Origin of the sequence: Phenylobacterium sp. (genome assembly GCF_041913825.1) — a bacterium.
GTDB lineage: Bacteria > Pseudomonadota > Alphaproteobacteria > Caulobacterales > Caulobacteraceae > Phenylobacterium.
Genome location: NZ_JAYSEO010000018.1, coordinates 12,380 through 29,054, shown reverse-complemented (window position 1 = coordinate 29,054; position 16,675 = coordinate 12,380). Strand labels below are relative to the sequence as shown.

Annotated in this window: 19 protein-coding genes; 14 read left to right on the top strand and 5 right to left on the bottom strand. The window is 65.1% G+C overall.

Annotation, left to right across the window (positions count from 1 at the left end; all coding sequences use genetic code 11):
- Positions 1–197 precede the first annotated feature (197 nt).
- Positions 198–1,619 carry an MFS transporter gene (locus ACE3Q8_RS15575; protein ID WP_374471206.1) on the bottom strand — a complete coding sequence of 474 codons (1,422 nt, stop codon included), beginning with the start codon at positions 1,617–1,619 and terminating at the stop codon, positions 198–200.
- Between the two features lie 210 nt (positions 1,620–1,829).
- On the opposite strand from ACE3Q8_RS15575, the gene ACE3Q8_RS15570 reads away from it, so the two are divergent.
- From ACE3Q8_RS15570 to ACE3Q8_RS15555, 4 genes are all read left to right on the top strand, one after another.
- On the top strand, positions 1,830–3,377 hold the full coding sequence (locus ACE3Q8_RS15570) for an acyclic terpene utilization AtuA family protein (protein ID WP_374471205.1): 1,548 nt from the start codon (positions 1,830–1,832) through the stop codon (positions 3,375–3,377).
- Positions 3,374–3,679 carry a DUF4387 domain-containing protein gene (locus tag ACE3Q8_RS15565; protein ID WP_374471204.1) on the top strand — a complete coding sequence of 102 codons (306 nt, stop codon included), beginning with the start codon at positions 3,374–3,376 and terminating at the stop codon, positions 3,677–3,679. The genes ACE3Q8_RS15570 and ACE3Q8_RS15565 overlap by 4 nt, the downstream gene beginning before the upstream one ends.
- A 135-nt stretch (positions 3,680–3,814) precedes the next feature.
- Positions 3,815–6,754 (top strand): TonB-dependent receptor domain-containing protein, encoded by a 2,940-nt coding sequence (locus ACE3Q8_RS15560; protein ID WP_374471203.1) that lies wholly within the window; start codon positions 3,815–3,817, stop codon positions 6,752–6,754.
- Positions 6,755–6,839: 85 nt separating this feature from the next.
- A complete protein-coding gene (locus ACE3Q8_RS15555; RefSeq protein WP_374471202.1) occupies positions 6,840–8,024 on the top strand; it encodes a citrate/2-methylcitrate synthase in 1,185 nt (394 codons plus the stop codon).
- 455 nt (positions 8,025–8,479) lie between these two features.
- Here the strand turns inward: ACE3Q8_RS15555 and ACE3Q8_RS15550 are convergent, their stop codons facing one another.
- Entirely contained in the window at positions 8,480–8,749 is a 270-nt protein-coding gene (locus ACE3Q8_RS15550) for a hypothetical protein (RefSeq protein WP_374471201.1), read from the bottom strand.
- Positions 8,739–9,368, bottom strand: a complete 630-nt coding sequence (locus ACE3Q8_RS15545; protein ID WP_374471200.1) for a recombinase family protein — start codon at positions 9,366–9,368, stop codon at positions 8,739–8,741. The genes ACE3Q8_RS15550 and ACE3Q8_RS15545 overlap by 11 nt, the downstream gene beginning before the upstream one ends.
- A gap of 266 nt (positions 9,369–9,634) precedes the next feature.
- On the opposite strand from ACE3Q8_RS15545, the gene ACE3Q8_RS15540 reads away from it, so the two are divergent.
- Both ACE3Q8_RS15540 and ACE3Q8_RS15535 read left to right on the top strand, forming a co-directional pair.
- Positions 9,635–10,648, top strand: a complete 1,014-nt coding sequence (locus ACE3Q8_RS15540) for an alpha/beta fold hydrolase (RefSeq protein WP_374471199.1) — start codon at positions 9,635–9,637, stop codon at positions 10,646–10,648.
- 91 nt (positions 10,649–10,739) lie between these two features.
- Positions 10,740–11,177, top strand: coding sequence for a hypothetical protein (locus ACE3Q8_RS15535; protein ID WP_374471198.1), 438 nt, complete (start codon positions 10,740–10,742; stop codon positions 11,175–11,177).
- Positions 11,178–11,254: 77 nt separating this feature from the next.
- Here ACE3Q8_RS15535 and ACE3Q8_RS15530 read toward each other — a convergent pair whose 3' ends face one another.
- On the bottom strand, positions 11,255–11,542 hold the full coding sequence (locus tag ACE3Q8_RS15530) for a hypothetical protein (protein ID WP_374471197.1): 288 nt from the start codon (positions 11,540–11,542) through the stop codon (positions 11,255–11,257).
- Positions 11,543–11,744: 202 nt separating this feature from the next.
- Between ACE3Q8_RS15530 and ACE3Q8_RS15525 the strand changes: the two genes are divergently transcribed.
- From ACE3Q8_RS15525 to ACE3Q8_RS15490, 8 genes are all read left to right on the top strand, one after another.
- Positions 11,745–12,617: a hypothetical protein gene (locus tag ACE3Q8_RS15525; protein WP_374471196.1), complete on the top strand. Its 873-nt coding sequence runs from the start codon at positions 11,745–11,747 to the stop codon at positions 12,615–12,617.
- Between the two features lie 443 nt (positions 12,618–13,060).
- The gene (locus ACE3Q8_RS15520; protein ID WP_374471195.1) at positions 13,061–13,507 is read left to right on the top strand and encodes a hypothetical protein; all 447 of its coding nucleotides are present in this window, start codon (positions 13,061–13,063) and stop codon (positions 13,505–13,507) included.
- A gap of 152 nt (positions 13,508–13,659) precedes the next feature.
- Entirely contained in the window at positions 13,660–14,100 is a 441-nt protein-coding gene (locus tag ACE3Q8_RS15515) for a hypothetical protein (protein ID WP_374471194.1), read from the top strand.
- Positions 14,101–14,259: 159 nt separating this feature from the next.
- On the top strand, positions 14,260–14,907 hold the full coding sequence (locus ACE3Q8_RS15510) for an SOS response-associated peptidase (RefSeq protein WP_374471193.1): 648 nt from the start codon (positions 14,260–14,262) through the stop codon (positions 14,905–14,907).
- A gap of 7 nt (positions 14,908–14,914) precedes the next feature.
- Positions 14,915–15,139: a hypothetical protein gene (locus tag ACE3Q8_RS15505; RefSeq protein WP_374471192.1), complete on the top strand. Its 225-nt coding sequence runs from the start codon at positions 14,915–14,917 to the stop codon at positions 15,137–15,139.
- A 13-nt stretch (positions 15,140–15,152) separates the two neighbouring features.
- Complete coding sequence (locus ACE3Q8_RS15500; protein WP_374471191.1) at positions 15,153–15,374, top strand: hypothetical protein; 222 nt, start codon at positions 15,153–15,155, stop codon at positions 15,372–15,374.
- Positions 15,375–15,557, top strand: coding sequence for a hypothetical protein (locus tag ACE3Q8_RS15495; protein ID WP_374471190.1), 183 nt, complete (start codon positions 15,375–15,377; stop codon positions 15,555–15,557).
- 63 nt (positions 15,558–15,620) lie between these two features.
- Positions 15,621–15,779, top strand: a complete 159-nt coding sequence (locus ACE3Q8_RS15490) for a hypothetical protein (protein ID WP_374471189.1) — start codon at positions 15,621–15,623, stop codon at positions 15,777–15,779.
- A gap of 83 nt (positions 15,780–15,862) precedes the next feature.
- Here ACE3Q8_RS15490 and ACE3Q8_RS15485 read toward each other — a convergent pair whose 3' ends face one another.
- Positions 15,863–16,462 (bottom strand): thermonuclease family protein, encoded by a 600-nt coding sequence (locus ACE3Q8_RS15485; RefSeq protein WP_374471188.1) that lies wholly within the window; start codon positions 16,460–16,462, stop codon positions 15,863–15,865.
- Positions 16,463–16,675 lie beyond the last annotated feature (213 nt).

Sequence of the window (16,675 nt, the reverse complement as noted above, 5' to 3'; positions counted from 1 at the left end):
CCGTCAGCCGGCTAGCTTCAGTGCGAGCTAATCTTTGCTGTTCAACCGGGGCGGAGCGGGAGCAGGCGCGGTTTCGCCGCGCTCCAGCGCGTTTTAGCCTCGCCTTGTCCTGTTCAGCAGGATCCGAAGGCCTCTCGGTTCCTGAGCTGTTTCGCCGCTGATGCGCATAGGGAGAAGCCAAATGGCGGCGACTGGCGCTAAGTAGACACCCCCTCCGCCGAATCCCTCGGATCTGTGCCTGAGCGCTTGAGCGTCTCGAGGTTCCGCTGGTGCGCATTGCGATCGATGGGGAAGGCCAGGAGGCAAAGGATGGCGACCAGGTAGATGGCGCCGAGCGCGACAATGAAGAACTGGCCGAGTTCCCGGAGTGCGGCTTCGGGCACCTGCCCGGGCCGGGCCTTTTCGGGAAAGCCCACGAGCGTCAGCACCACGCTGGAGATGAACACGCCGAGGCCGGATGTCGCTTTCTTCAGGAAATTGTCTGCGGAGATCAGCAGGCCTTCCGAGCGCAGGCCCGTGCGGATCTCGGCGTCCTCAGTCAGGTCGGCGACCATCGAGGAGAAGGCGATGTTGAGCATCAGCCCGATCGCGCCGCTGAGGAGCGCCTCGCCAATCAGGATCCATAGGATGGGGGCCGAGCCGTTCTCGGGCAGCAGATCCAGCAGGCGAAGGGCGACGGGCACGGCGTCGACGGCGAACGCGGCGATGAACAGGATGATGGCGCCGTTCCGCTTTCCGACCCTCGAGAACAGAGCGGGGGCCACAACGAGCGCGCCGAGCGATGCCGCGAACCCTGCGGTCACGAGATAGGAAAGCTGCTTCGGGCCGAGCTCCCAGAAGTAGACGTGGAAGTAGGTGGACAGACCAGCGAGCACGCCGCCCGCAGTGGCCGCAAACGTGCCGGATGCCGTCACGACCCAGAAGGACCGCGTGGCGAGCGTCGAGAGGGTCTCCCGGAACAGCTGGAGGGGGGACGCGGTTCGCGGCGGCGGGTCGCGGAGCCAGGGGATACGGTGATGGGTCGAGCGGGTCGCAACGAGGATGACCGTGGCGATCACGAGGCCGGCGAGTAGGCCGTAGTGCCCGTAGCCAGCCCGGCTGAAGAGCCCATCGGAAGCTGCGGGGCCATCGCGCAGGAAGACCCGGTAAGCGATGAAGGTGAGGATGACGCCGCCTAGGAATGTGAAGAAGTACCGCACGGTGATGAGTGTTGTCCGACGGTCGTAGTCCTCCACCAGTTCCGGCCCCAGCGCCGAGGAGGGGACCTCGAAGAAGGTGTCGAACACCCGGGTGCCGAAGAGCGTGAGGATTAGCCACACCGCGAGCACAGCCGGCGCGGCGTCTCTGGGAGGATTCCAGATGAGCGCGAAGCAGACCCCGTACGGGATGGCGGACGCATACATGAAGGGGTGGCGGCGGCCCAAACAGGTCCGGGCGTTGTCGGAGGCGACGCCGACGATCGGGTCAAGCAGGCCGTCGATGGCGAGCAGCACCATGATGATCGCGCCCACCAGGGGGGCGGGCAGGCCGAGGACTTGGTTGTAGAAGAGCAGCAAGAAGGCGCTGAGGCTGCGGTTCTTGATCCCGTTCGACATCGACCCGAGCGCGTAGAACGACATTGCGCTGACGCCGAGCCGGGGCGCAGCGTCAGATCGGAGCACCCGCATGGGCCGATGTCGCCCCGCGCTGGAGGGCCTCAGATCGCTCACCGGGCCGGGCTCCGCAGGCAGCGCTGGCGCACGTTCGTAGGCGCGGTCCGCATCGGTCCTCATCTCCCTGGTTGGCCCCTCTGCGGGGGATGTGCGGAGACGTCCGTCGCTCAGCCCTGCATGTCAATCTGTACAAAAATCGTCCACGTCAGTGCCGACATGTGTATGGAAACCATACAGATTGACGATGTGATCTGGCCCGCTCTAACCCTCTGGAAATTCAAACGGCCACCCGGTGTCGACCGGAGGCGAGACGTGCGGCCGCAGAGCCGTGAGGGAGGTTCGATGAACGAGGTCCGTTTCATCGCGGCGACGGGCGCGTTGGGCGTTGGGGTCAATGCCGCGGCCTTGGACCGCGCGCTTGCGCTCAGGCCCCACTTCATCGCCGCGGATGCCGGCTCCACCGATCCAGGTCCGTTCGCATTGGGCGGCGGCGTTCCGGCGTTCTCGCGAGCAGCGGTCAAGCGCGACCTGACGGCGATCATGGCCGCGCGTGACAAGGTGGGCATCCCGGCGTTGATCGGCTCCGCCGGGACGGCCGGCGGCGATCCGCATGTGGACTGGGTGGTCGACATCGTGCGCGAGATCGCCGGCGAGTTCGGCCAGTCCTTTCGGCTGGCTGTCATCCGCTCCGAGCAGGACCCCGCCTACCTCGAAGGACTCTATGCCGAAGGGCGGATCCGCCCGCTCGACCCTGCCCCTGAGATCGACGCCGGTACGTTCCGCCGCAGCGAGCGCATCGTCGGCATGATGGGCGTCGAGCCGCTCCAGGCCGCCTTGGCGGCCGGAGCGGACATGGTGGTGGCCGGCCGTTGCAGCGACTCGGCGCTCTACGCCGCCATGCCGATCGCCGAGGGCCTGCCGGAAGGCCTCGCCTGGCACGCCGGCAAGGTCGCGGAATGCGGGACCATGTCGTGCATCGGCGGGCGCGGCGTTCTGACGGGCGTCATCACCGCCGACGCCGCGGTCCTTAGGCCGGTGGGCGACAACATCCGCGCGACGCCGCTGAGTATCGCAGCGCACAGCCTCTATGAGGCGGCCGATCCGTTTCTCCAGAAGGAGTCTTCCGGCACGCTGGACCTCACCGCCAGCACCTACGAGGCCCTCGACGAGACCGCGGTGCGGATCCGCGGCTCGGCCTTCCAGCCGACCGACGAATACACGGTGAAGCTGGAGGGCGCCGAGCGGGTCGGCTTCCAGACGATCATGATCGGCGGCATCCGCGATCCGTTCATTCTTCAGCGCCTTGACACCTGGCTGGAGGAGATCCGCACCTATGTCGGCGACCTCGCCGAGCGGCTCCTGGGCGTGACCCTGGGCCGCGACGTCAAGCTGGTCTTCCACGTCTATGGCGACAACGGAGTCACCGTCGGGCGTAAGCCCGTCAGCGCCACGCCGCCGCGGGAAGTCGGGATCGTGGTGGAGGCGACAGCGCCTACCCAGGAAATCGCGACCGATGTGGTGAAGCTGACTCGGCAGCCTTTCCTGCACCACGGGGTGCCCGAGTGGATGGGCGCCATTACCGGCTTCGCCTGCCTGCACAATCCTGCGCAGCTCGAACGCGGCGCCGTCTACCGCTTCAATCTCAACCACGTGGCGATCCCGCGGACCAAGGACGAGATGTTCCGGACCGCTTTCCACACTTTCCGGGACGGGGTCGCCCAATGAAACTGCATGAGCTCACCGCGCTGATCCGCAGCAAGAACGCCGGGCCCTTCGTCCTGACGTTCGACATCATCTTCCGCGACCGCCAGGCCTACGAACGGACCCGCGCCGCCGGCGTCGTGTCGACGCAGACCTTCGCTGATCTCTTCCACGTCGACGAGGCGAAGGTCCGCTTCTTCGACTGCGAGAACGCCCTGGCGATGAAGTTCAGCATCCCGCGGCCGGTGTTCCAGGGCGACATCGGCGACACCGACATGCACGGCGGCCAGCAGTTCGTGCCGCTCATGAACATCGAAGTGCCCTGAGGGCCGCCCCCCTTGGGGGCTGCGCCTCGATGTCTCCGTCCCGCGCCGCGGCCAGGTCGCAGCGCGCCGAACGAGCACGTCCCGCGTCCAACTACAAAACACCGCCTCGACGGCGGAGCAAGGGGAGGTCAAGACATGAGTATCCGTACGAAGAGTATGGTGTTCCCGTTGAGCGTTATCCTGGCGGCGGCCGCTGGCGCCTCGGCGCAGGCGCAGTCGTCCGGGAATCCGGACGGCGAAGCCGTAAGCGAGGTCGTGGTCACGGGCTCGCGCATCGCACGCCGGGACTTCGTCTCGGAGAGCCCGATCGTCACGGTCGGCGCGGACCGTCTGGAGCGGGGCGGGGCGGTGACGCCTGAAGGCGCGCTCAACCAACTGCCGCAGTTCACGGCCTCGGCGACCGCCTCCTCGAACCTGACGAGCCGGGGCGGTCAGGCGAACGCCAACCTGCGCGGCCTGGGCCAACCCCGGACGCTGGTCCTGCTGGACGGTAGGCGCCTGCAGCCATCCAACTCGGACGGTTCGGTCGACCTCAACACCATTCCAGACTCACTGATCGAAAACGTCGAGGTGATTACCGGCGGCGCCTCCGCGGTCTACGGCTCGGACGCCATCGCCGGCGTCGTCAACTTCCGCCTCAAGCGCAACTTCGACGGCCTCGAGCTCAAGGCGCAGTACGGCGTCACAGAGGAGGGCGACGGCGAGACCCTGCAACTCAGCAGCGTGCTCGGCGGCCGGTTCGCGGATGATCGCGGGCAGGCGGTGCTGGGCCTAAGCTACACGGACCGCAAGCCGGTGATGATGTCGGACCGTGACTTCTTTCGGATCTCGTCGGCCTCGGCCAACCTGCCGGAAGGCGTGATCCGCCCAGACGCGGCAAACCTTCCGACCCAGGCCGCGGTCAACGCGATCTTCGGGCGCTACGGAATCGCGCCAGGGACCGTCCCGCGCAGCAACACCCTGGGCTTCAATTCAGATGGCACGCTGTTCAGTGCTGCGAGCCCGGCCCTCAACTTCCGGGACGATCTCGGCAATCTCGTCTTCACGCTCAACAACACGTATTTCTACAATACTGGGCAGGTCTACTATCTGCAGCTGCCACTGACTCGCTATTCGGTCTTCGGTCGCGCTTCCTATGACGTGACCTCGTCGGTTCAGGCCTACGCCCAGGCCTATTTCACGAGCTACGAGGCCGAGACCCAGGTGGTCGCGCCCGTCGCAGGCGGCGCCACGGCGCCACGTCCGCTGACCATCCCCTATAACAACCCCTTCGTGCCCGCCGACGTCGCCGCGCTCCTGGCGTCCCGTCCGAACCCGACGGCGCCCTTCCTCTATTCGACCCGCATGAATGAGGTGGGTCTGCGCGTGCAGTCCAATGACTGGACGGTCTACCAGATTACGCTCGGAGCCGCCGGCAAGCTGCCCGTCCGCGACTGGACCTTCGACGTGTTCGGGACCCGCGGCGAGACGCGGTACCAAGAGACCAACGAGGGCTATCCGAGCCTATCAGCGCTGGAGCGGCTCCTGAACGCGCCCGATGGGGGCCGCAGCCTCTGCGCCGGCGGCTACAACCCCTTCGGCCTGCGGACGCTCTCCGTCGCCTGCCATAACTACCTCGCCCGGACCATCCACACTGACACGAAGCTGGTGCAGACCAACCTGCAGGCCAGCGTCCAAGGCGGGCTCCTGGCGCTGCCCGCTGGGGAGCTGCGATTCGCGGCCGGCGCGGAGTACCGCCGCAACAGCTATGACTTCTCGCCAGATCCGCTGCTGGTGAACCTTGACCTGGTCAACGCCCAGGCCACCTCGCCCTCGCACGGAGCGACCGAGGTGGGGGAGCTCTACGTGGAACTGCTCGCGCCGCTCGTGCGCGACCAGCCGCTCGTGCAGGAGCTCAACCTCGACGTCGCCTACCGGTACTCCGATTACGACAGCATCGGCGGTGTCCACACCTACAAGGCCAGCCTGGACTGGAAGCCGGCCGGCTGGCTGCGCGTCCGCGGCGGCTACCAGCGTGCCATCCGCGCCCCGAACGTTGGCGAACTGTTCACGGCGCCCACGCCAAGCTCCGAGGCGCTGGGCAATCCGGGCGCCATTGGGGTGGGCGATCCCTGCGATGTCCGCTCCCAGTATCGGTCCGCAGCCTATGCCGGCTCGGCGCAGGTGCGGCAGCTCTGCCTCGCGCAGGGCGTGCCCGCCGCACTGATCGACAACTACCGGAACACCAACTCTCGGACCAACACGGCCAGCCAAGGCAATCTGGCCCTGCGTGAGGAGACGGCGGACACCTATTCCGTGGGGGCCGTGCTGCGTCCGTCCTTCGAGAACCCCTGGCTCAGCCGGACCTCGCTCTCGGTCGACTACTACAAGATCACCCTGGAAGACGCGATCGGCAGCGTGACCGGCCTTCTGACCGTGTCGAAGTGCTTCAATGCGGACGGGTCCAATCCGACCTACGACAGGTCCAACTACTTCTGCAGCCAGCTGGCGCGCGAGTCGGCCTCCGGACTGATCTCGGTCATCAACACGCCGGTGCTGAATCTCGGGGGGTACAAGACGAGCGGTATCGACGCCCAACTCGATTGGCGCATGCCGGTTGCGGACATGGGCCTTGGCGACCTTCCGGGCGCCGTGTTGGCGAACGTCCTCGCCAGCTATTTGATCGACTACAAGATCCAGAACCTGCCGAACTCGCCGTTCCGGGAGTTCGCCGGTACGATGGGTAACGCCCAGATCGACCCCTATGCGGACACCCGGCCGACATGGAAGCTGACGACCACGCTCGGGTACGAGGTCGGACCGGTCGCGGCGTTCCTCCAGTGGCGCTACATCGATGGCCAGTCCAACGCCGCCAATGTGGGAACGACCGGGAGCACGCGCGGAGTGAAGTCACGGCATTACTTCGACCTGAGCGGCCGGTGGGCCGTGCGCGAGAACCTCGACCTTGCGATGGGGGTGAACAATCTGATGGACGAGTCCCCGCCGCTGTTCGGCGTGACACCTGGGACGACCAGCTTGTCGACCTACGACCTGATCGGCCGCCGCTACTACGCCCGGCTTACGGCGCGGTTCTGATGCGGGCGCGCCCTGGGCGGTCGATGGACGGCCTGGGGCGACGCAATGTATCGCCTATCCCAGATAGTTTGGATGTCGCGCCGCTTTGAGCAATCAGCTCTACATTTCGGCCGAGGAAGCCGCCGCACGGCTCGGCGTCGCCCTGCCGACCCTCTACGCCTACGTAGGGCGAAAGAACATCCGGTCTCAGAAGGTCCCGGGATCGCGGAAGCGCCGCTACTGGCTGCCTGACGTCGAGCGCGCGGCGCAGCGTGCGAATAGGGTGGCGTCTGGCGGACTGACCTCCACGACGGACATCACCCTCCTGACACCCGAGGGGCCGTATTTCCGCGGCCAGAGCGCCATCGACCTCGCCGACCATGCGACCCTCGAAGACGTGGCGGCCCTCCTTTGGGAGGTCGAGGTCGGCGAGGCATTCGAGCCGCGGTTCGCGGGCGCTCCCAACCTCTGGGCGCGATTGCGCGACGATCTCGCGGGCGAAATGACGACGGACACGGCGATCGCGATGCTTCCATTCCTGGAGCACGCCAACCCACGCGCCTTCGATCTCACCCGGCTCGGAATGGCCCGGAGTGGCGGTGAGATCATGCGTTGGTACGCTGCGATCCTGACTGGCGCCCAGGCAATCTCCGCCGAACCGCTGCATCTCCAGGTCGCTGCGAGGTTCGGCCGCAGCGCCGATGCGGCGGACCTCATTCGCCGGCTGCTTGTGCTGTCCGCCGACCATGGTTTCGGGGCAGGGACCCACGCGGTCCGTGCCGTGGCGAGCACCGGGGTATCGCCCTACCGCGCGGTCCTCGCAGGCCTTGCGATCGTCACCGGCCGCCGGAGCCTCTTCGGGCGTTCCGACGGGATCTCCCGGCTGATCGCGGAGCTGATCGAGGCCCCCGATCCCCGCGGCATCATTATCCGCCGGCTCCACGAGGGCGAGCTGATCCCTGGATTCCAGTCGCCGGCGCCCTACGCGGGGCGTGATCCGCGGGCACTGCACCTTCTGGCGGCCTACGAGCGGGTGCGAGGCGACGAGATCGGATTCCGTCGGGTGAAGGCGGCGATAGACTTGATGTCCGAGACGTTCGACGCCCACCCTGGGTTCGCCTTTGTAAACGGCCTTGTCGCCCGCGGCCTCGGTTTCGGGCGTCAGCACGTCCTCTATGTGCTCGGCCGGTGCGCCGGTTGGACGGCGCATGCGATCGAGCAGTACGAGGCAGGCGAGATCGATGGCTTGCAGACCACCTACTTGGGGGCGCTGCCGCCGACGAGCCGTTGAGGCCTTTGCCGGCGTGACGCTGAGTATCCCCTGCGCGGATGTGGACGAGTTTGTCCGTCAGGCCGTTCGGCTAGCTAGGTCCCCTGAAGGGGGATGTCCGCTCCGCGGAGCGCGCAGGGCTCAATCCAAGGATGGGTCCGCGGCTTTCCTTGAACGCGCACCTCACCCGTCGCAGGAGAAGGTTGCGCCTGCGCCTGCGCTTTTGCCTTAGCCCGCGTCTGCGAACTACTCGCCTGCCGCGATTCTTTCAGCTCAAATGGGGAAAGGTGTCGCTGACTCGAAATAACGCGAGCGAACTTCGTCGAGCCGACTGACTCCAAGAGCGCGACGCGACTCCAAACTCCCGCAAGTTGTCACTCAAACTCCGCGAATGCGTGTTCGCAGGTGTATTGAGTCAGGTCGCTGGATCGACAGCCGTGCAGCTCGACCGATCGGAGCCCCCTTTCGACGCGACGTCAGAGCACCGTCGATAGGCTGTTCCGAACGATGTCGCAGTCGAGTTCGCGGATCAGGTACTTGCCACGTTCCAACGTGACCTGATCCCGCGATCTCAGAACCCAATCGACCGCTTGTGCACAGAGCTGTTCCTTCTGCGCCCGCTCGGCCTGTCTCGATGGCTGTGCAGCTATCAGCGCCGCCCCGCCTAGTTGCAGTGCACCGATGGCGAGAAGTCCAGACCAGAAAATCGCTGCGCCAGGCATGCGCACACTTAGCTTAGGCTGCATCTCCATCTCCCAAGGCCGCCGGGCCGGACGATACATCGGACGTAATCTTCGTCCGCGATCTGCCGCGCGGCCGCCGTCCGATGGAGCGGTAGAGGGTCGATCTGGCGACGCCGAAAGTCTCGGCAACCTCCGCGCCGGTTGTGTCTGGATCTGCAAGCAGCTTCCTGGCGTGCGCCAGCTGTTGCGCCGTCAGCTTGGGTCGACGTCCGCCGAGCCTTCCACGCGCCTTCGCCGCGCGAAGTCCCGCGGTCGTGCGCTCGCGGATCAGATCGCGCTCCATTTCGGCCAGGGCGGCCATCACATGAAAGAAAAAGCGGCCCGCCGGCGTGGCCGTGTCGATCCCGTCCGTAATGCTGGCGAAGTGAACGCCGTCCGCTTCCAGCGTGGCTACGAGCTCCACCAGTTGGCGAACCGAGCGCCCCAGGCGGTCGAGCTTCCAGACCACGAGAGTGTCGCCGCGGCGAAGGTGTGACTGGGCAGCGAGGAGACCAGGGCGATCCGCTCGACCGCCGCTGGCGTGGTCCGTGAATAGCCGTTCGCACCCTGCGCGCGTGAGTGCGTCCATCTGGAGGTCGAGACGCTGGTCTGCGCTCGAGACGCGGGCGTAGCCAATCTGCATGTGCGTGAGTGTCGCAAAACTCGGTGGGGCGGCCAAATCGTCGGCTTTGATATCGCGACAGAGTTGTCGGACCCCTCACGTTCAGGTGAGCCAGGGGAGGGGCGTCGCCAATCGGCAGGGGTCCGGAAAACGGTCCTTTGTGAGACAGCGGCACTCATCAGCTGAAGGTCAGCAATGGGTGTATAGCGGACGCTGGACCTTGACCAATTCGGAGCGCCTTGCCTTCGTGCAGCGCCGACCTCGAAGGCAGCTCACGGATCTCTTCAATGCGATTGCTACTCAATATCGCGGTCCTGATCCTTACGCTGCCTGGTTTCGCCGCTGCGGCGCCCGCCGTGCCGATGGAGACCTATACAACGCCCGCAGAGTTGGTCCGGCTGCCCGACGGCCGTAGGATGAACCTGTTCTGCCTGGGAGCCGGGACGCCGGCAGTGATCCTTGACGCTGGCGCTGGGCAAGGCACCAGCGCCTGGGCGACTGTGCAGGCCGAGATTGCTGAGACGACTCAAGTCTGTGCCTTCGACCGTGCGGGCCTTGGGTTCAGCTCGCCCGGCCCGCTCCCGCGCGACGCCATGGCGATGGTCGCCGACGAGAAGGCGATGCTGGAAGCTGCTGGGATAGACGGTCCCTTCATTCTCGTCGGCCACTCTCTGGCTGGGTTCAATGTCGAGCTCTTCACTTACCTGCATCGATCTGACGTAGCCGGAATAGTGCTCGTGGATCCCTCAGTGCCTCACTGGGATCGCCGCGTGGCGCAGATCGCGCCCACGATGGCAGCGTCGGGAGCGGCGGCGCGTGCCAAGCGGCGGTCTTGCGCCGACCGCGTCATTGCTGGGGAACTGGGGCCAACCGCGCCCGCTTTCACCGCTTGTTTTCCGCCCCCACCCGAGGGTTTGCCCGCCACCGTGCGGGAGGTCGTGCTTGCCCGGCAGCTGGACAAGGACATGCACCGCACCATCAACTCGGAGTTGGATTCCGAGGAGGCCTCGTCAGCCGAGGTCGAACGTCACCGACGGCAGCTCGGGGACCTGCCTGTGGTCGTGCTGACCGCCGTCGGACAGACGTATCCGCCCACCGTTCCCGATGGCGAAAAGGCCGCTCGTGCTGCGCTCTGGGCCCAGGGCCACGCTGCCATCGCGGCGCTTTCGAGCCGTGGTGAACAACGGCGCGTCGACTCCGGCCACTACATCGGCCAGACGAGGCCTGACGCAATCGTAGCCGCCGTACGGCAAGTCGTGGAGGCCGCGAGGCGTGGCAACGCCGAAGACGGTGCGCACTGAGAGTGCGATCAGCAGACTTCCGCAACGGGTCGGAAGCTGACGTTGGTGAGGTCAGCTTGTGAGGACGCGGTCCCGCGTCCAACATGCTGCGATGACCGAGAGCATCTCCGATCAGCTCCTACGGCAGCGGATACGCAACAACATCATTGATTATCTCGAGATGGCTGCGTCGGCTGACGAACAGCGCCAGTTCGAGAGCGCTGTGCCCGTCGCCTGCGTGCCAGATGAGATGATCAACCTCTGGGAAGACTCGGTCACCGCTACGGACTGGGACTGGTACTCGCAGCCCGTGTTCACTCCTGAGGAAAACTCGGCGATCCGCGCGTTTCACAAGGTATGGGAGCAAGTAGCCGACGAGACACCTGATCCCATGCCGCGGTCTATCGAGGACCTTATCGGCACGGAGCCTTGGGACCGGTTGGCCCAAGCCGCCCAAAAGGCGCTGAGTGCTTTCACCCGGAGAGGTCGGTTCAGCGGAGATAACGAGGAGCCGCTTGAGGCTCTCGAAGCGAACAGATCAGCGCGCTAGCTTCCGCCTTATCCAATTACTCCGCTTAGCGCGAACGTCCGCTTCCGACCCATAGCGGACGTTCTCGCAGATGCGGCTTAGGTCTGCATCTCGGCGAGTGCTGCGAGGTCTGCCGAATCTAGCGCGGCTCCCCGTGCAAGCTGAGGGATGACATCTAAGAGCCACGCGGCGCCATTGGTGCGGAGCACCTCGGGCACATCCTCATACCGGTGGGGCTCGGAGACAAAACGCGTTGCGGGGATGTCCCAGTAGAGTTCGCTGAACGACGAACCCACTGAGACCTCGATGTGGTGCTCACCGGCTTCAATCCGATGAGCAACTTCGAAATTGCGTTCACGCTTTTGGACGATGACCGCGCCCTTCATCAGATCAGCCTACTCAGCCGAAGGTCCGCCTTCCACCCAGATCTGACGTTCCAAACGTCGCTCGCGGGGAGGCCGAGGGAACGTCCGCCGCGGAGCCCCTGGCCGCTGAAGCGACCGCGATGGGGTAATGTAGGCCATGGATTCGTCATCTGATCCTACGCGTCGCAGAGCCTCGGGCCGCGCAACGCTGAGCAGCCTACCGGTGACCGACGACCACCTCGTCGGGCGTTCGTATCGCATCTACGTCGATGAGACAGGCCTTGAGACCTGGCAGGGTCATGGTCTCTTCGGGTTCGCTGGTGTTGCGGGCTTCGGCACCGAGATACTGCGCGCAGATCGCGCGTGGCGACGCATGAAGCGCGAGCATTTCGGCGGTGAGCATGTTGCCCTGCACGCGTCGCGGGACAGGCTTACCGGCGCCCAGGAGGAGGCGATAGCCAACTTCTTCCGCGCCTCGCAGCTCCGCCGGTTCAGCTACATCTGCGAAGCACCACCGCTGACACTGCCGGGGGTCGACGCGCTTAACGCCATGCGTGGCTTCCTCATGGAGGAGGTCGTCGACCACGTCTGTCAGCTACCTAAACTGCCTGAGGATCTCGCAATCGTTTTCGAGACCTCCCAGCGACTCTCGCCGAAGATCATCGAGACGTTCCCGGGTCTTGCATTCACTCTCGATGAGTCGGGCCACGAGGAGGATGGGGTCGAGCGGCAGGTCGTGACCGCCTTCGTGGACAAAGCCGTCGGGCTGCCGACTTTGGAGATGGCTGATCAAGTCGCGTACTACGTGCAGCGAGAGGTGCGGCGCGGGCTGCCGATCGTGGATCCTGCGACTACCTTTCAGGCCATCTTCCCCGACCCGCGCCCACCGCGCGCACGGCTTATTCTGATGCGTGTCGCCAGCGCCAAATACGAGAGCAATGGAGTCACCTACACGTTCCCCGAGCCGGGCAAGGTTGGGTTCCGGTTCGAGGGCCTTGAAGGCCTGGCCGCTGCTAACAGGTGGTTAGCGCAGATGCCCTTCGACGAAGCGGCGCGAGTTTTGGGTCTGCAGAACCGCCGCAGCGACGTGCCGTAATCTTTAGCCCGGCTTGATAGCTCACGGAGCGCGTACCTCAGCTGCTCTCCGGTGCTGAGCCGCCGCCGTGGCGGCTTCTTGTTTGGATCGTCGAGAACCAAAGTCCGTTACCCACCCTTCGCTGACCTCCGTGGGGTCTGCTTAGCGGCTGACCCTGCCCTCCTCGGTGAAGCCGGCGAATGCCCGAGATGCGCCAATTGCGCACGTTCACGTCGCGGCCGGAACCAGACATTCAGGCCGGCGGTCCGACGCCACTCACCCGCCCTGCTGAACGTCAGCTATGGATCGGAAGCGGACGTTCGGAAGGTCCGCTGCCCGCGAGACCCACGAGAGCGGCTGCCGACCCGTAGTAGACGTAAGTTGACCTGGCCTCCCAGTCACGTAGGTTCCGACAGCGGGGCGCTGATTGTGAACGAAACCTGGATTTCCGGCCAATTCGTACGATGAGGATCTTCCTAGGTCTTCTTCTCGCGCCTGCATTATGGCCGCTGATTTTCATTGCTGTGTGGATTTCAGTTCCGGGCGTGATCGATCCTCTGCTCGCAGGCTTGCACCATTTTCTCTATGTCGGTTTTCTTGTGTGGGTGCTCGCGATCATTGGTGGCACTGCCCTGTTGGCACGTATGTGTTCGCTCCAAGCGACAAGAACTCTGTTTCTCCTCACGAACACGGCCTGTGCCGCCGCCGCCGCGCTTCTCTTGTTCGGCTATGGAGCCTTGGGTTGCTACACGGACGGCCCGCGGATCGCTTGTCGAGGCATTTCGCAGCCTGCGCAGGAACTGATGCTGGACTGCGCAAGGCTGGTCGGGCTCTGGGTCGCTGCAACATCTCTGACCGCTTACGCCTTCCTTGCAGTAAGCGGCGCGCGCGCCTTCAAGCCTAGAACCTAGCTGTCTCGGGATGATGTGGCAGCCGCAGCGCCAGTCGCCAAACACACCTAGCTGGCGTTCAGCGGGTCAGCTTCGCCGCCCTAAGCCAACGTCCGCCTTCGACCCATTGCGGACGTTCCTCGCCAATCGCAAAATCAGACTGCGAGGACATGATGTTATCCAAGTTCTTCAAGTCGAAAACGGCGCGTCCTGGGACTGGCCAAACAGCCGCACCCGTCGACGATCCGGTCCAGATGATCGGGCAGGGAACGATAGAGGCGGCTCACGACCCTGACGGGAAGATTGTGCTCTACGCGGAGGTCGAGGATGGCGTGATCTCAGCGGACATCTTCTCTCGTGCTCAGGACAAGAGTGTGCGCTTCCGTTTCGCGCCGGAGCCTCTGCGGAACCTGATCTACAGCTATTGGGAAGCGGAGCACGACCTTAAGCGTCGATGGGCCACGATGACGATGGTCATTGAAGCGGGGCGGTTCAACATGGACTTCGAATACCCCGACGCTCTCGCGCGTGATGAAGCCTTGCATGAGCGGCGTCCACGAGTGGTGCGCCGCCATTTCGGTGAGGAAGAGGTCGATTATTCGTCGCCTCGCTGAGTCTGCTTTCCACCCTTAGCTGACCGTAGCGAGGTCTGCTTTCCGGCCGCCGACGCGAACTTCCGCTTGCCGGACCGAGCTCAACGTCCGCTCCCCGCCCATGGCTGACGTTCGGAAGGGCGGCTTGCCGGATGCAGTTGCGCTGGGTTCTATGCCGGAATGTGCGGCAGGTTCGACACGTCTCACCTGACCTGGGCTGACATCCACGCCCAGCTCTCGCTGTTCCTCCCACTGACGACGGTGCCGCTGAACCTTGAGGCGCACGACGATGTGCGGCCCACCACGCCGCAGCTTACGGCTCGCATCGAAGATGGCGCGTGGCGGCTGGAGAAGATGCGATGGGGCCTCGTGCCCTTTTGGCGCAATGGCAAGCCGCTAAAGGACACGACGAAGGGGGCTAACGACGGTTTCAAGCTCACGACGTTCAACTGCCGCGTGGAGACGTGCCAGACGGCAAGCACCTTCAAGGGCGCCTTCCAGAAGCGCCGCTGTATCGTCCCAGCGAGCGCTTGGTTTGATTGGACGGGCCAACCTGGCGCCAAGGTGAAGCATCGGTTCGCGCGGGCTGATGGCCGCGCTATCTGGTTCGCAGGCCTCTGGGACCGCTGCGCCACCCCTGACGCTGGCGAAGTCACCAGCTTCGCGATCATGACCGGCCCCTCCGCCGGATGGCTGTCAGAGTATCACGACCGCGCGCCAGTCATCCTTGAGCAGCACGAATGGGCGACCTGGCTCGATCCGAGCGCAGACGCCGAGGCGCTGCTACGGCAGGTCCGCCCCGACCGCTTCGAGCTACGGACGGCATAGCGCCACCATGTTGCAGCTCGACCCCGAAGACCCGCGCTACAAGCAGCTTCAGGCCGCAGTGATGTTGCGGGTGATGGCGGCCATGGTGAAGCAAGCCGGAGGCGAACTCATCGTCACTGAGCGCGATTTGATCGACACCACGTTTGAGAGGTTGAGCTTCGAGCTTCTGCCAGATGGATCTGCCCGGCTCTACCTGCGTCCTGACACCAGGCCACTCGGGAAGCCTCAATGACGGGAGGATAGCAATGCCGACCTACACGCTCGTCATCACAGGCGCAAAGGACGGCCATCAGCACACGACACTTACCACGTTCGGAGACGATGCGACCGCCGTCGGTGACGTGAAGCACGTGCTCACGGCCGACCACACCTCGGTTGCCGTGGGTCGGGGTGCGGCGGACTCGGTGGAGTTTCTGGGCGTTTGGGACTGGTGCGAGGGTGAGCCTCGCTGGACACCAGACGAGTAGATGCCCCGCAACAAGCAACCGCCGAAGCCAGCCTACGAGATCATCGCCCGGGCGTTCTGCAGCGCCGATCCTGACGAGCAGGACGCCCGCGGCCGATGCCTGTGGCAATCTTACGAGAAGTACGCCCGCCGCGCCGAAGCGGCGCTGCTGAAGGCGGGATGGAACCCACCCGCGGAGGCCTGATAACACCCTCTCCCCTAAGAAGCCCCGGTGCTATTCTTTGGTATGCGCAAAGTGCCCGGATGGATGAACAACGAGACCGAAGCCGAAGCCGTGGAGCGGGGCAGACGCGCGGTGACGATCGGCGAAAGTGTACCGCACGAGAAGGTTGCCCGCTGGCTGCAGAGCTGGGGCGCGGCCACTGAAGCCAAGGCAAACAATCCGCCAGCGCTCCGCAGGCGGTGACTCCACGACCGATCGCCTAGAATGCTCCAAGCGCTACTCACTACCTGACTGCGGCTGCGTTGCGCCGCACGAGCAGTCGCGTTTCAGCGCCGGCGATACGGCTCGCAAGCGATGCCGTCGCCGTCTCCATCCATGTGCGCGCCGTAGCCCGGCTGACCGCGGTAAAGCGGTGCCGCACCTGCCGCCCTAGCTTCAGCGCAATTGCGGAAGGCTCCTCGCCCGCTAGACGGAACAGCCTCGGCGGCCACAGCGGGCGGACCTTTACGCCCGTTCCCTCCTTCCCCGATGCCGGCGGCGCGCATCATTGCGCCGATAGAGCGTCCATCGACCGTGCAGCGCGCCGCGATCCGGTCGTGCGTGCGTCCTTCGGCGATGCAATCCGCTCGCCTGTAGCGGACGAGTTGCTCGAGCGTGTCGCGAGCTTCCGCACCGCCTTGAGCTGAGAGTTCGGGCGCGAAGAAGTCGCTCAGGCGCACTTCCACCCAGGTCGAGTTGGACGCGCCCATCCCGACACATAGACTATCGCCGTCTCCCACGTAGGTGACCGGCCCGCTGAAGCGCGCGCCCGGCTTCAGGTGCGCTGGGGTCGGCCCACTATCGGGGACCGCCGTGCAGGGATCTGCCGCCGCGCCGCCGGCGAGAACCAGACCGGTGAAGATCGCGATCGCGAAATGCTGCCTCATTGAGCCGAGGATAGGTGAGCGCGGTAAACGGCGATTGAGGCGAAAAGCTAAACTTGCAAGCCGGTCAGAGGGGACACGACGAGATCGCCCGGGTAGCTGCGCGCCAATAGCGGACGTCCCACAGGGCAGGGGAGACCCGCTCGTTCCCACTGGACTGGTCGACGGGGTGACCAAACACTCGGCCCGCAAACGGAGGTTTGCAAGACACCTGCT